We start from the raw sequence: 13,720 nt of genomic DNA, 5'->3' as shown, positions 1-13,720 counted from the left end.
GACCTGCGACGGCTGCGAGCGGGCCTTCCGAGCCCCGGAACCCGGCCGCTGCCGGGACTGCCGAGCCTGGGTGAGCGGCCCGGACGTGGCAGTGCGGGCAAGTTAGTCTCATCCCATGACCAGCGACGACCCCGCACCGATCACCCGCTCCCTCGAGACCCGTTCCGAACTCTCGCCGGACGAGGCCGAAGCCGTGCTCGGTCTGCTGGCGGCGGCTGCCCGGGAGGACGGGCAGCAGGCGGTGTCCGAGCAGGGGCGGTTGCAGTTGCGCGGGGGTGCCCGGCCGGGGGTGTCCCATCTGCTGCTGAGCGTCGACGGGGAGCTGGCCGGGTACGCGCAGTTGGAGGACGCCGACCCGGTGGAGGCGCCGGCCGCCGAGCTGGTGGTGCATCCGGCGCACCGCGGGCACGGGCACGGGCGGGCACTGGGTGCGGCGCTGCTCGCCGCCTCCGGCAGGCGGCTGCGGGTGTGGGCGCACGGCGGGCACTCCGCCGCCCGGCATCTCGCGCAGGGCCTTGGGCTGACCCTGTTCCGCGAACTGCGGCAGATGCGGCGGCCGTTGACGGGCTTCGAGCTGCCCGAGCCGGTGCTGCCCGAGGGGGTGAGGGTACGGGCCTTCGTGCCCGGGCAGGACGACGCCGCCTGGCTCGCCGTGAACGCCGAGGCGTTCGCCCACCATCCCGAGCAGGGCTCCCTCACCCAGCGGGACCTCGACGACCGCAAGGCCGAACCGTGGTTCGACCCGCGGGGGTTCTTCCTCGCCGAGCGGCAGAGCGACGGCCGGTTGATCGGCTTCCACTGGACCAAGGTCCACCGGGAGGAGCGGCTGGGCGAGGTGTACGTCCTCGGGGTCCGCCCCGGCGCCCAGGGCGGCGGCCTCGGCAAGGCCCTCACCCTGATCGGCCTGCGGCACCTGGCCGCCGAGGGCCTGCCGGCCGCGATGCTCTACGTCGACGCCGACAACAAGGCCGCCGTGTCGGTCTACGAGCGGCTGGGCTTCACGACGTACGAGACCGACCTCATGTACCGCACGGAGACCTGATCTCCAACGACCTGCTCTCCAGCCACCTGATCTCCGGCGACCCGCCCTCCGACGGGCGCCGGTGATCCCCGCAAGCCGTTCCCCGGTGTCCCGCACGTCATGTCTCCGTAACCGCTGATTCAGACAGGCTTGCGACGCTCGGCCAATGAAGCCCGCCGTGCCCGAGCCCGCGCCGCCCCCCAAGAGGTGCGCCGCCGTGCTCCCGCCCGTGCTTTCCGACGCGCCTGTTCCGCGCCGTGCGCGGAAGAATGGGTTCATGAGCCAGCCAGACGCCCCGGCAGCGCAGCCACACCACCCGTCCTCCGCGGCCCTCACGGGGGGCCTGGCGGGGCACAGCCCCCTGCAGAACCCGCAACCCTCCGTGGGCTCCATCGCCGCGCACCGCCCGCACACCGTGGCGGGCCCGGTCTCCGACCTGGCACCGGACATCGACGCCGACCTCGACGGCTACGTGGAGTCGCCGACCGAGGGCGAACAGTTGCCGCAGGGCCGCTTCCTGGACCGGGAGCGCAGCTGGCTCGCCTTCAACGAGCGCGTCCTGGAACTCGCCGAGGACCCGGACACGCCCCTGCTGGAGCGGGCGAACTTCCTCGCGATCTTCGCCAGCAACCTGGACGAGTTCTTCATGGTCCGGGTCGCCGGCCTCAAGCGCCGTATCGCCACCGGAGTCGCCACCCGGTCCGCCTCCGGGCTGCAGCCGCGCGAGGTGCTGGAGATGATCTGGGCACGTTCGCGCGAGCTCATGGCCCGGCACGCCGCCTGCTACCACGAGGACGTCGCCCCCGCCCTCGCGGAGGAGGGTATCCACCTGGTCCGCTGGGGCGAGCTCACGGAGAAGGAGCAGGCCCGCCTGTTCACGCTCTTCCGGCACCGCATCTTCCCCGTGCTGACCCCGCTGGCCGTCGACCCCGCGCACCCGTTCCCGTACATCTCCGGCCTGTCCCTGAACCTGGCCGTCGTCGTACGCAACCCGGTCACCGGCCACCGCCACTTCGCCCGCGTCAAGGTGCCGCCGCTGCTGAACCGCTTCCTGGAGAGCTCCCCGGGCCGCTACGTCCCCCTGGAGGACGTCATCGCCGCCCACCTGGAGGAGCTGTTCCCGGGCATGGAGGTCCTGGAGCACCACACCTTCCGGCTCACCCGCAACGAGGACCTGGAGGTCGAGGAGGACGACGCCGAGAACCTGCTCCAGGCCCTGGAGAAGGAGCTCATGCGGCGCCGCTTCGGGCCGCCGGTGCGCCTGGAGGTCGAGGAGTCCATCGATCGTGATGTGCTCGACCTGCTCGTACGCGAGCTGAAGGTCTCCGAGGCCGAGGTGTACCCGCTGCCCGGCCCGCTCGACCTCACCGGCCTGTTCCGCATCCACAGCCTGGACCGGCCCGAGCTGAAGTACCCGAAGTTCGTCGCCGGCACCCACCGGGACCTGGCGGAGGTGGAGTCCGCCACACCTCCCGACATATTCGCGGCCCTGCGCAGCCGGGACGTGCTGCTGCACCACCCCTACGACTCCTTCTCCACCTCCGTCCAGGCTTTCCTGGAGCAGGCCGCCGCCGACCCGGACGTCCTCGCCATCAAGCAGACCCTGTACCGGACTTCGGGCGACTCCCCCATCGTCGACGCGCTCATCGACGCCGCCGAGTCCGGCAAGCAGGTCCTCGTCCTGGTCGAGATCAAGGCCCGCTTCGACGAGCACGCCAACATCAAGTGGGCGCGCAAACTGGAGGAGGCCGGCTGCCACGTCGTCTACGGCCTGGTCGGCCTGAAGACCCACTGCAAGCTGTCCCTGGTGGTGCGCCAGGAGAGCGACGACACGATACGGCGCTACAGCCACGTCGGCACCGGCAACTACAACCCGAAGACGGCCCGCCTGTACGAGGACCTCGGCCTGCTCACCTCCGACCCGCAGGTCGGCGCCGACCTCTCCGACCTCTTCAACCGCCTCTCCGGCTACTCCCGCCGCGAGACCTACCGGCGGCTGCTCGTCGCCCCCAAGTCCCTGCGGGACGGCCTGGTCTCACGGATCAACAAGGAGGCCCAGCACCACCGCGCCGGGCGTCCCGCCTTCATCCGCGTCAAGGTCAACTCGATGGTCGACGAGGCGGTCGTCGACGCCCTCTACGGCGCGTCCCGGGCGGGGGTGCCGGTCGACGTGTGGGTGCGCGGCATCTGCGCCCTGCGCCCCGGCGTGCCCGGCCTGTCGGAGAACATCCGCGTCCGCTCGATCCTCGGCCGCTTCCTCGAACACTCCCGCGTCTTCGTCTTCGGCAACGGCGGCGAGCCCGAGGTGTGGATCGGCAGCGCCGACATGATGCACCGCAACCTCGACCGCCGTATCGAGGCCCTGGTCCGGGTCACCGACCCGGCCCACCGGGCAGCCCTCAACCGGCTGCTGGAGACCGGCATGTCCGACACCACCGCCTCCTGGCACCTGGGCCCGGACGGCGACTGGACCCGGCACGCGACCGACGTGGACGGACAGCCCCTGCGCAACATCCAGGAGATGCTCATAGACGCCCGGAGGCGCCGGCGTGGCACAGCGACACCCTGACCACCCGACGGACCCCGTGGACCCGACGGACCCCGTGGATCCGATGGACTCCACAAGCCCCACGGGTTTCGCGAGCCCTACGGCCGGGGCCGTCCCCGCCGAGGCCCTGGCACGCTATCTGCGCGCCCAGGCCACGGAGTTCCTCCGCGCGCTGCGCCTGCACCGCGAGAGCGGCGGCGGCGCGGGGAACGGCACCCGGGAGTCCGACGACGCGGCGTACGCCCTGCGCCGCTCGGCCCGCCGCATCAGCGGCAGCCTGCACACCTTCCGCCCCCTGCTGGAGGAGACCTGGTCGGAGGAGCTGCGCCCGGAGCTGGCCTGGCTGTCCGGCACCCTGGCCCGCGAGCACGCCTACCAGGCCCGTCTGGAACGGCTGTTGCTCGCTCTGCACAGGCTGTCGCCCCAAGCCGCGGGCAGCCGTGGCACGGACCGCGACAACCTCACCGTGGGCGCGGCCAAAGCAGGCGCCCTGCTCGACCGTCAGCTGTCCCTCGCCCGCACCCGGGCCCACTCCACAGCCCTCCAGGCACTGGGGTCGAGCCGCTTCCACGCCGTCGCGGACAAGGTCGCCGTACTCGCCAGCGACGTCCCCCTCGTTCCCGCCGCCGTCACCGCGGACCTGACCCCCCTGGCCACCGCCGCCGAGGAGCGCCTGAAGGACGCCGTCGCCGCGCTCCCCCTCGTCACCGCCGGCAGCCCGTACAACGCGGAGGCCCTGGTCCACGGTCTGTCCCCGGACCCGTCCCCGCACCCGCAGGACGCCCCCTGGCACCAGGTCCGCCTGCTGCTGCGCCTGCACCGCTACGCCCGTGAGGTCGTCCACGGTTCCGACGTGCCCGTGGACGTCCGCCTGCTCGCCGCCGGCCAGGCCCTCGACCGGCACCGCGACGCCTCGGAGGCGGCGGCGGCAGCGGCCGCGGCGGCCCGCACTCCGCGCATCGCCCCGGCGACGGCGTACGCGCTCGGCGTGCTCCACGCCGACCAGCGGCACGAGGTGGAGGCGGCCAGGTTCGCCTTCCAGCAGTCGTGGCAGAAGCAGGCCGTCGGCGCCAACTGACAGGCGGTGAGGAACCCTTGACTTCCCTGAACGACACGCCCGACACACCCGGCACGCCCGTCACCCCCGTCCTGGCGGCCGGCTGCGTGCTGTGGCGCCGTTCACCGTCGGCCGGCGCCCTCGAGATCTGCCTGGTGCACCGGCCGAAGTACGACGACTGGTCGCACCCCAAGGGCAAACTCGCCCCCGGCGAGGACCCGCTCGCGGGCGCCCTGCGCGAGGTGGCGGAGGAGACGGGCTACAGCGCCGTCCCCGGCGCCGAACTGAGCACGGCGACGTACATGGCGGACGGCCGGCCCAAACAAGTGCGCTACTGGGCCGCCGAGGCCACCGCGGGCCGCTTCACGCCCAACGAGGAAGTGGACCGCGTCCTGTGGCTCCCCCCGGCCGCGGCCCGCGCCCGGCTGACCCGGGCCGGCGACCGCGAACTGATCGACGAGCTGCCCGGGGCCGCCCGTCCCGCCTAGAGCGTGCCGTGCGCGTGCTTCTCCGCGTCCGTACGGGCCAGGCTGCGGGCCCTGCGGGCGGGGCCGCGCCAGCCGCAGGTGCAGCGGGCCAGGCAGAAGCGGCCCTGTTCGACGGTCGTCGCGCCGTGCGCCGGGTCGTCCCGGCGGGCCTCCAGGGTGGGGGCGAGCCCCTCATAGTGCGCCACGACGACGAACGTACCCACGTCAGGTGAACGGCACGTTACGTCCACCTGTCGCTCCCGTGGGCGCGTGACGGGGCCACCTACTCGTCGTTAACCGGACGACGAAGGCCCGTGACGGACGGAGCGGCTGGGGGTAGGCAGGCGATGACGGAGCGGCAGCGGCGGGAAGGCGCCCCTGCGCGAGCGAGGACGGGTGGCGCGGCCCTCGCGGCGGGGCTCCTGGTCTGCGCGTGCGCCACGGGATGCTCCGGCGGCCACGCCGCCGCCGAGGACGCGCACGCCCCCGCCGATCCGGTGCGGGTCCTGCGCCGGGCGCCGGACGCGCTGCTGGAGGCGGGCAGTGCGCAGGCCCGCACGTCGATGGAGATGGCCGCCGGCGGGACCCGCGTGACGATCCGCGGCGAGGGGGCCTACGACTTCCGCGGGCAGCTCGGGCGGCTGACGCTGGTGCTGCCGCAGGACCCGACCGGGGCCGCCGAACACGTGCCGATCACCGAACTCCTCGCGCCCGGCGCCCTGTTCATGAAGAACCGGGGAGCGGGCGTGCCCGCCGACAAGTGGGTGCGGATCGACACGGCCACGCTCGTCGACGGCAACCTGGTCACCGGCGGCGCCACCGACCCGTACGCCGCCGCCGAGGTGCTGCGCGGCACGCGCACGGCGGCGTTCGTCGGCAGGACCGAGGTCGCCGGGGTCGCGGTACGGCACTACCGGGGCACCGCCGACCTGGCCCTGGCGGCGAAGAGCGCCCCGGCGGCCGACGGGGCGGCGGTCCGGGCGGCGCTGAAGGCGGCGTCGAAAGGGTTCGCCACGGCCACGGTTCCGTTCGACGTCTACCTCGACGACCAGGGGCGCATCCGGAAGCTCCGGCAGCGCTTCGCCTTCGTCAACGGGCAGCGGGGCCGCGCCGTGGCCGTCCGCTCGACCACGCTGCTGTACGCCTTCGGGACACCGGTGACCGTGACGCTGCCGCGGGCGCAGGACATCTACACCGGCCGGATCGCCGAGAAGCAGCCGTGAAACGGCCGTAAAACGGCCGTAAAACGGCCGGGAACGACTGGCGGACTAGCCCTTCCGTGCCATGCGCGGCGCGTGGGCCGCTCCCTACCCTAGGAAGTCGGCAACGGCAGACCGGCAATGGCGGAGAAGAGGTGATGCACGTGGCTCCGGTTCGCGGCAGGGCGGTTCAGGACCACGTGGCCCTCGCCGAGATAGATCTGTGCGGAGACCTGATCATCGCGGCCTCGGCGGCCCAGGAACGGCTCAGTCTGGAAAGCATCGACGAGGTGCTGCGGGTGGCCGAGGAGCGCGACACCGGCACCTGAGGGCGAGCCTCACGTACGCAGCAGCCGCCCGATCGCCTTCGTGGCCTCCTCCACCTTCGCGTCGATCTCCGAGCCGCCCTTGCGGGCCGCGTCGGCGACGCAGTGCCGCAGGTGCTCCTCCAGCAGCTGCAGGGCGAAGGACTGCAGGGCCTTGGTGGAGGCGGACACCTGGGTGAGTATGTCGATGCAGTAGACGTCCTCGTCGACCATCCGCTGCAGCCCGCGGATCTGGCCCTCGATCCGGCGCAGCCGCTTGACGTGCTCGTCCTTCTGCTTGTGGTAACCGTGCGTGACGGTCTCGTGCCCGCCGCTCTCCTCGAGCCCGCTGCCTCCGGAGGGCGCCGTCGCGCCGGCCTCGGTGGTCGTCATCGCGTCCTCCCCTTCGGACCGTACGGAACAGAAGCGCAGAGACATACCCCTGCCGGGTATATCGTAACGAATTTCACGGGGTAGCAGGATCCTCGGCACATGCCCCCGTGTGGAGCAGCGTGCCTCATGGGCGACACTGGGGACGGCCCCTTAGCCGTGACCGGATGGTGCCCTTAGCATCACCCTGACCGAAACCGAAGCATCCCGAGGACCCCACGTGCGCTTTCGTCTGACCCCCAGGGAGACGAGCTTCTACGACATGTTCGCCGCGTCCGCGGACAACATCGTCACGGGCTCGAAACTCCTGATGGAACTGCTCGGGGCGGACAACTCCGCCCGGGCCGAGATCGCAGAGCGTATGCGGGCCGCGGAACACGCAGGTGACGACGCCACGCACGCGATCTTCCATCAGTTGAACTCCTCCTTCATCACGCCCTTCGACCGCGAGGACATCTACGCCCTCGCCTCCTCCCTCGACGACATCATGGACTTCATGGAGGAGGCCGTCGACCTGGTCGTCCTCTACAACGTCGAGGAACTGCCCAAGGGCGTCGAGCAGCAGATCGAGGTCCTGTCCAGAGCGGCGGAGCTGACGGCCGAGGCCATGCCGCACCTGCGGACCATGGAGAACCTCACCGAGTACTGGATCGAGGTGAACCGCCTGGAGAACCAGGCGGACCAGATCCACCGCAAGCTCCTCGCACACCTGTTCAACGGCAAGTACGACGCGATCGAGGTGCTCAAGCTCAAGCAGATCGTGGACGTACTGGAAGAGGCGGCGGACGCCTTCGAGCACGTGGCGAACACGGTGGAGACCATCGCGGTCAAGGAGTCCTGAGGCGTCCATGGACACCCTCGCTCTGATACTGACCATTCTGGTCGCCCTCGGCTTCGCCTACACCAACGGCTTCCACGACTCGGCCAACGCCATCGCGACATCGGTGTCGACCCGCGCGCTCACCCCGCGGGCCGCCCTGGCGATGGCCGCGGTGATGAACCTCCTCGGCGCCTTCCTGGGCAGCGGGGTCGCCAAGACCGTCAGTGAGGGCCTGATCCAGACGCCCACGGGCGGCAAGGGGATGGGCATCCTCTTCTCGGCCCTGCTCGGGGCCATCGTCTGGAACCTGATCACCTGGTACTTCGGCCTGCCCTCGTCCTCCTCGCACGCCCTGTTCGGCGGCATGGTCGGCGCGGCCCTCGCGGGCGGTACGACGGTGTACTGGTCCGGCGTGCTGGACAAGATCGTCACCCCGATGTTCCTGTCGCCGGTGATCGGCCTGATCGTCGGCTACCTGGTGATGACGGCGATCATGTGGATCTTCCGCCGGGCCAACCCGCACAAGGCCAAGCGCGGCTTCCGCATAGCGCAGACGGTGTCCGCGGCCGGCATGGCGCTCGGGCACGGTCTGCAGGACGCCCAGAAGACCATGGGCGTGGTGGTGATGGCGCTGGTCATCGGCGGCGTCGAGACGTACGGCGACCCGATCCCGGTGTGGGTGAAGCTGGTCTCCGCGCTCATGCTGTCGCTGGGCACCTACGCGGGCGGCTGGCGCATCATGCGCACCCTGGGCCGCAAGATCATCGAACTGGACCCGCCGCAGGGCTTCGCCGCCGAGACGACCGGTGCGTCGATCATGTTCGCCACGGCCTACCTCTTCAAGGCGCCGATCTCCACCACCCACGTCATCACTTCCGCGATCATGGGCGTGGGCGCGACGAAGCGGGTGAACGCGGTCCGCTGGGGCGTGGCGAAGAACATCGTGCTCGGCTGGTTCATCACCATGCCGGCCGCGGCGCTCGTGGCCGCCTGCGCCTTCTGGCTGATCCACCTGTTGTTCCTGTAGCCGCCGGGCCCGGTGTGGCGACACTGGAAGTATGACTGGCAAGGCACTCCTCGAAGGCGGACCGGAGGATCTCGCGGGCACCGTCGTGCCGGTGGTCCCTCCGGGCCAGGAACTGAAGATCCCGCACCTCGGGGGTTACGAGCACTACAAGGTCACCTCACGCCACGAGGACAGCAAGGAGGGACAGGTCACCGTCTACCGGTGGTGGGAGCGCACCGAAGTCGCCGAGTGAACCCCACCCGGGAAACACGCGGGCCCGCCCCCGGAAACCGGGGGCGGGCCCTTCTGCGTCCTCGCGGTGGCACCGCCATGCAGCACCGCGAGGAGTCCGGACCTCAGCCGTGGATCAGCCGAAGCGGCCCGAGATGTAGTCCTCGGTCGCCTGCACGGACGGGTTGGAGAAGATCCGCTCGGTGTCGTCGATCTCGATCAGCCGGCCCGGCTGACCCACCCCGGCCAGGTTGAAGAACGCCGTACGGTCCGAGACGCGCGCCGCCTGCTGCATGTTGTGCGTCACGATGACGATCGTGAACTGCTCCTTCAGCTTGCCCATCAGGTCCTCGATGGCGAGGGTCGAGATCGGGTCCAGGGCGGAGCAGGGCTCGTCCATGAGCAGCACCTTCGGCTCGACCGCGATGGCGCGGGCGATGCACAGCCGCTGCTGCTGACCGCCGGACAGACCGGCGCCCGGCTTGTTCAGCCGGTCCTTGACCTCGTTCCAGAGGTTGGCGCCCCTGAGCGACTTCTCGACGACGTCGGCGAGCTCGCTCTTCCTGTAGTTGCCGTTCAGCCGCAGGCCCGCCGCCACGTTGTCGAAGATCGACATGGTGGGGAACGGGTTCGGCCGCTGGAAGACCATCCCCACCTCGCGGCGCACGGCCACCGGGTCCACCCCGGCGCCGTACAGGTCCTCGGAGTCCAGCAGCACCTTGCCCTCGACCCGGCCGCCCGGGGTGACCTCGTGCATGCGGTTGAGCGTGCGCAGGAACGTCGACTTGCCGCAGCCGGAGGGGCCGATGAACGCCGTCACCGAGCGCGGCTCGACCGTCATCGAGATGTCCTCGATCGCCTTGTGGGCGCCGTAGTAGGCGGTGAGCCCGCTCACGTCGATTCGCTTGGCCATGACTACTTCTTCACTTCCAGTCTTCGGTCGCCGGTGGCCGCGTCAGCGACCGGTCTTGGGTGCCTTCCAGCGGGCGATGCCGCGGGCCCCCAGGTTGAGGATCATCACGAAGGCGATCAGGGTGAGCGAGGCCGCCCACGCACGGTCGTACGCCGCGCCGGAGCCCGCGCTGTTCGCGTACTGCTGGTAGATGTACAGCGGCAGCGAGGACTGCGCCCCCTCGAAGGGGTTCGTGTTGATGAAGGGGTTGCCGAACACCAGCAGCAGCACGGGGGCGGTCTCACCGGCGATCCGGGCGACCGACAGCACGATGCCGGTGGTGATGCCGCCGATCGAGGTCGGCAGGACCACCTTCAGGATCGTCCGCCACTTCGGCACGCCCAGGGCGAGGGACGCCTCGCGCAGCTCGTTCGGTACGAGCTTGAGCATCTCCTCCGTGGAGCGGACCACGACCGGCATCATCAGGATGGCCAGGGCCAGCGAACCGGCGAAGCCGAAGGGCTGCATCTTGAAGATCAGCATCAGGCTGAGGATGAACAGGCCCGCGACGATCGACGGGATGCCGGTCATCACGTCGACGAAGAAGGTGACGGCCCGGGCCAGCCTGCCGCGCCCGTACTCCACCAGGTAGATCGCGGTGAGCACACCGATCGGCGCGCCGATCAGGGTGGCGAGGCCGACCTGCTCCAGGCTGCCGATGATGGCGTGGTAGATGCCGCCGCCCGGCTCGGTGTCGGCGACCACGCCCATCGAGTGGGTCAGGAAGTAGACGTCCAGGACCTTCACGCCGCGCTGCACGGTCGTCCAGACCAGGGAGACCAGCGGCACCACGGCGAGCAGGAAGGCGACCCAGACGAGGCTGGTGGCGATCCGGTCCTTGGCCTGGCGGCGGCCCTCGACGCGCGCGGAGACGCCGTAGGTGCCGAGGAGGAACAGGACCGCCGCGATCAGCCCCCACTGGACACGGCTGTGGAGGCCGCCGAGCGTGCCGATGAGGACCGCCAGGACGAGCGACCCGAGGGCGATGGCGTACGGGGACCACCTGGGCAGACTGGCGCCACGCAGGCTGCTCGGACGCTTGTCGGCGATGGCTGCGGTGCTCATGCGTTGGCCCCCGAGTACTCCTTGCGGCGGGCGATGATCATGCGGGCCGCGCCGTTGACCAGCAGGGTGATGACGAACAGGACCAGACCGGAGGCGATCAGCGCGTCACGGCCGTACTCCGACGCCTCGCTGAACTTGCTGGCGATGTTCTGGGCGAAGGTGCCGCCGCCCGGGTCGAGCAGGCTGGCCTTGATGAGGAAGCTCGGGGAGAGCACGGTGGCGACGGCCATCGTCTCGCCGAGCGCGCGGCCCAGACCGAGCATCGAGGCGGAGATCACACCGGAGCGGCCGAAGGGCAGCACCGACATGCGGATGACCTCCCAGCGCGTGGCGCCCAGGGCCAGGGCCGCCTCCTCGTGCATGCGCGGGACCTGGCGGAAGACCTCACGGCTGACGTTGGTGATGATCGGCAGGATCATGATCGCCAGCAGGATGCCGACGGTGAGCATCGAACGGGGGGCGCCGCCCTCCCAGGAGAAGACGCCGGTCCAGCCGAGGTAGTCGTTGAGCCAGCCGAACAGGCCGTTCATGTGCGGAACGAGGATCAGCGCGCCCCACAGGCCGTACACGATGGACGGCACGGCGGCGAGCAGGTCGATCACATAGGCGATGGGACCGCTCAGCCGGCGCGGCGCGTAGTGCGTGAGGAAGAGCGCGATGGCTACCGCGACGGGGACCGCGATGACCATGGCGATGACCGAGGAGACCACCGTGCCGAAGGCCAGCACGGCGATGCCGAAGACCGGCTGCTGCTGGTTGGTGTTCCACTCGAAGGTGGTCAGGAAGTTGCCGTGGTCCTTGCTGATGGCCAGGGACGCGCGGTAGGCGAGGAAGACCGCGATCGCGGCCATGATCGCCAGCAGCAGGATGCCGGACCCCCGGGAGAGACCGAGGAAGATCCGGTCCCCGGGGCGGGTGGCGCCGCGGGCGGCGTGCTTCCGCTGGGACGCGGTCGGCTGCTGGGTGGGCGCGGGAACGCCCGTACGTGTCTTGTGTGTGGATATGTCCATCGAGTTCTCCGGTCTGCGGAGCAGTACGCGTCGTACGGCTCCTGGCGGCGGTGCACCGGACGTGCGGCCCGGCCCCCGCGGGGGACCAGGCCGCACGGGGATCAGCTCAGGCCCTCGATGGTGGTGCGGACCTTGCTGATGATCTCGTCGGGCATCGGGGCGTAGTCGTTCTGGGCGAGCAGCTTCTGGCCGTCCTCGCTGGCGATGTAGTTCAGGAACGCCTTGGTGGCCGGCAGGGTGTCGCTCTTGTTGCCCTTGTCGCAGACGATCTCGTACGTGACCAGGACCATCGGGTAGGCGCCCTCGGCCTTGGTCTTGTAGTTCAGCTCCAACGACAGGTCCTTGCCGGTGCCGACGATCTTGGCGTCCGCGATGGCCTTGGAGGCGTTCTCGACGGTGGCCTTGACCGGGGCGGAGGCGCCCGTGTCGATGGCGACCGTGGACATGTCCTTGGCGTACGACAGCTCGAAGTAGCCGATGGCGCCGTTGGTCTGCTTCACCTGCTGGGCCAGGCCGGAGGACTGCGGAGCGGCCTGGCCGCCCTGGGCCTGCCAGGCCTTGCCGCCCTCGTACTTCCACTCCTGGGGGGCGGCGGCCTTCAGGTACTTGGTGAAGTTGTCGGTGGTGCCGGACTCGTCCGAGCGGTGGAAGGCCTGGATCTTGAGGTTGGACAGCTTGGCGTCGGGGTTGAGCTTCTTGATCGCCGGGTCGTCCCAGTTCTTGATCTTGCTGTCGAAGATCTTGGCCAGGGTCGGGGCGTCCAGGACCAGGTTGTCGACTCCGGGGACGTTGTAGCCGACCGCGATCGGGCCGCCGACCATCGGCAGGTCGATGCCCTGGCCATCGGTGCAGACCTTCTTGGAGGCGGTGACCTCCTCGGGCTTCAGCGGGGAGTCGGAACCGGCGAAGGCGACCTGTCCCTGGGTGAACGCCGTGATACCGGCGCCGGAGCCGCCGCCCTTGTAGTTGATCTGCACGCCGCAGGCCTGGCTGAACTGCTTCACCCAGGCGTCGATCGCGTTCTTCTGCGCCGAGGAGCCGTCCGCGAGCAGCTGGCCCTTGGCGTCGTCGCACTTCACGGAGCTGTTGGAGGCGGTGGTGCTGCCGCCGCCGGCGTTGTTCTTGCCGCCGGTGTCGTCGGAGCCGCACGCCGTGAGGGCCAGGGCGCCGGAGACGGCGAGAGCGCCGAGAGCGAGTGCCCGCCGGTTCTTGCGCTGAAGCTTCACTTGAGTTCCTTCCAGGAGCCGCCGTCCTGATCGGCGGCGTGCGAAGTGTGGGCGACGCCGATGCGTCGGGATGCGCATCAGCACCGGGTAAGGCCGAAATTAGGCAGAACAAGTGAAGCCGCTGATGGCCGTAAGTGAACGAAGGGTGAACCCCTGCCGAAAGCGCGGTGAGGTCACGGAATGCTCACGGGGAGAACACGTGGAGGTTCCGACATCCCCGCCATGACTGCACCATGACTGCGGGCAGCCGTGCCGCCGTGGCTGCGGGCAGCCGTGCCTCCCCCGAGCTCTTGGAGCAGGGGGTGCCCCCGGACGGCACGGGTGGCACGGGTGGGGTGGGCACAGCCGTATCCCCCAAGCGCGGGCAAGCACACCCGCGTACCCCGGGCCGCAGCCCGGGTTCACACGCCTACGCCGCCAGAT

Annotated in this window: 15 protein-coding genes; 9 read left to right on the top strand and 6 right to left on the bottom strand. The window is 70.4% G+C overall.

Going from position 1 to position 13,720, the window contains the following annotated elements:
- Positions 1–115: 115 nt before the first annotated feature.
- From mshD to C1I97_RS17055, 4 genes are all read left to right on the top strand, one after another.
- Positions 116–1,042 (top strand): mycothiol synthase, encoded by a 927-nt coding sequence (mshD, locus tag C1I97_RS17070; protein ID WP_111004077.1) that lies wholly within the window; start codon positions 116–118, stop codon positions 1,040–1,042.
- A gap of 145 nt (positions 1,043–1,187) precedes the next feature.
- On the top strand, positions 1,188–3,590 hold the full coding sequence (locus C1I97_RS17065) for an RNA degradosome polyphosphate kinase (protein WP_111004076.1): 2,403 nt from the start codon (positions 1,188–1,190) through the stop codon (positions 3,588–3,590).
- Positions 3,571–4,647 (top strand): CHAD domain-containing protein, encoded by a 1,077-nt coding sequence (locus tag C1I97_RS17060; protein WP_441349122.1) that lies wholly within the window; start codon positions 3,571–3,573, stop codon positions 4,645–4,647. The genes C1I97_RS17065 and C1I97_RS17060 overlap by 20 nt, the downstream gene beginning before the upstream one ends.
- A gap of 17 nt (positions 4,648–4,664) precedes the next feature.
- On the top strand, positions 4,665–5,114 hold the full coding sequence (locus C1I97_RS17055) for an NUDIX hydrolase (RefSeq protein ID WP_258382601.1): 450 nt from the start codon (positions 4,665–4,667) through the stop codon (positions 5,112–5,114).
- On the opposite strand, the gene C1I97_RS17050 is transcribed toward C1I97_RS17055, so the two are convergent.
- Positions 5,111–5,299 carry a hypothetical protein gene (locus C1I97_RS17050; protein ID WP_146608229.1) on the bottom strand — a complete coding sequence of 63 codons (189 nt, stop codon included), beginning with the start codon at positions 5,297–5,299 and terminating at the stop codon, positions 5,111–5,113. The genes C1I97_RS17055 and C1I97_RS17050 overlap by 4 nt on opposite strands.
- Before the next feature lie 141 nt (positions 5,300–5,440).
- Between C1I97_RS17050 and C1I97_RS17045 the strand changes: the two genes are divergently transcribed.
- Together C1I97_RS17045 and C1I97_RS39935 are read left to right on the top strand one after the other, a co-directional pair.
- The gene (locus C1I97_RS17045; RefSeq protein WP_111004074.1) at positions 5,441–6,316 is read left to right on the top strand and encodes a hypothetical protein; all 876 of its coding nucleotides are present in this window, start codon (positions 5,441–5,443) and stop codon (positions 6,314–6,316) included.
- A 140-nt stretch (positions 6,317–6,456) separates the two neighbouring features.
- Positions 6,457–6,621, top strand: a complete 165-nt coding sequence (locus C1I97_RS39935; protein ID WP_181446761.1) for a hypothetical protein — start codon at positions 6,457–6,459, stop codon at positions 6,619–6,621.
- Between the two features lie 9 nt (positions 6,622–6,630).
- On the opposite strand, the gene C1I97_RS17040 is transcribed toward C1I97_RS39935, so the two are convergent.
- Positions 6,631–6,990: a metal-sensitive transcriptional regulator gene (locus tag C1I97_RS17040; protein WP_111004073.1), complete on the bottom strand. Its 360-nt coding sequence runs from the start codon at positions 6,988–6,990 to the stop codon at positions 6,631–6,633.
- Between the two features lie 217 nt (positions 6,991–7,207).
- On the opposite strand from C1I97_RS17040, the gene C1I97_RS17035 reads away from it, so the two are divergent.
- From C1I97_RS17035 to C1I97_RS17025, 3 genes are read left to right on the top strand one after another with little or no spacing between them, the layout of a single operon-like run.
- Positions 7,208–7,828 carry a DUF47 domain-containing protein gene (locus C1I97_RS17035; protein ID WP_111004072.1) on the top strand — a complete coding sequence of 207 codons (621 nt, stop codon included), beginning with the start codon at positions 7,208–7,210 and terminating at the stop codon, positions 7,826–7,828.
- 7 nt (positions 7,829–7,835) lie between these two features.
- Positions 7,836–8,834 carry an inorganic phosphate transporter gene (locus C1I97_RS17030; protein WP_111004071.1) on the top strand — a complete coding sequence of 333 codons (999 nt, stop codon included), beginning with the start codon at positions 7,836–7,838 and terminating at the stop codon, positions 8,832–8,834.
- Between the two features lie 31 nt (positions 8,835–8,865).
- The gene (locus tag C1I97_RS17025) at positions 8,866–9,066 is read left to right on the top strand and encodes a DUF5988 family protein (protein WP_111004070.1); all 201 of its coding nucleotides are present in this window, start codon (positions 8,866–8,868) and stop codon (positions 9,064–9,066) included.
- Positions 9,067–9,180: 114 nt separating this feature from the next.
- On the opposite strand, the gene pstB is transcribed toward C1I97_RS17025, so the two are convergent.
- The 4 genes from pstB to pstS all read right to left on the bottom strand — a co-directional run bounded on the left by pstB (position 9,181) and on the right by pstS (position 13,297).
- A complete protein-coding gene (pstB, locus tag C1I97_RS17020; protein WP_111004069.1) occupies positions 9,181–9,957 on the bottom strand; it encodes a phosphate ABC transporter ATP-binding protein PstB in 777 nt (258 codons plus the stop codon).
- Positions 9,958–9,999: 42 nt separating this feature from the next.
- A complete protein-coding gene (pstA, locus tag C1I97_RS17015; protein WP_111004068.1) occupies positions 10,000–11,061 on the bottom strand; it encodes a phosphate ABC transporter permease PstA in 1,062 nt (353 codons plus the stop codon).
- The gene (gene pstC / locus C1I97_RS17010; RefSeq protein WP_111004067.1) at positions 11,058–12,071 is read right to left on the bottom strand and encodes a phosphate ABC transporter permease subunit PstC; all 1,014 of its coding nucleotides are present in this window, start codon (positions 12,069–12,071) and stop codon (positions 11,058–11,060) included. The genes pstA and pstC overlap by 4 nt, the downstream gene beginning before the upstream one ends.
- A gap of 101 nt (positions 12,072–12,172) precedes the next feature.
- Entirely contained in the window at positions 12,173–13,297 is a 1,125-nt protein-coding gene (gene pstS / locus C1I97_RS17005) for a phosphate ABC transporter substrate-binding protein PstS (RefSeq protein ID WP_111004066.1), read from the bottom strand.
- Between the last annotated feature and the right edge of the window lie 423 nt (positions 13,298–13,720).

This window comes from Streptomyces sp. NTH33 (assembly GCF_003236365.1).
Classification (GTDB): domain Bacteria; phylum Actinomycetota; class Actinomycetes; order Streptomycetales; family Streptomycetaceae; genus Streptomyces.
The sequence above is the reverse complement of the archived record's forward strand: the minus strand, read 5'-3'. Positions and strand labels throughout refer to the sequence as shown.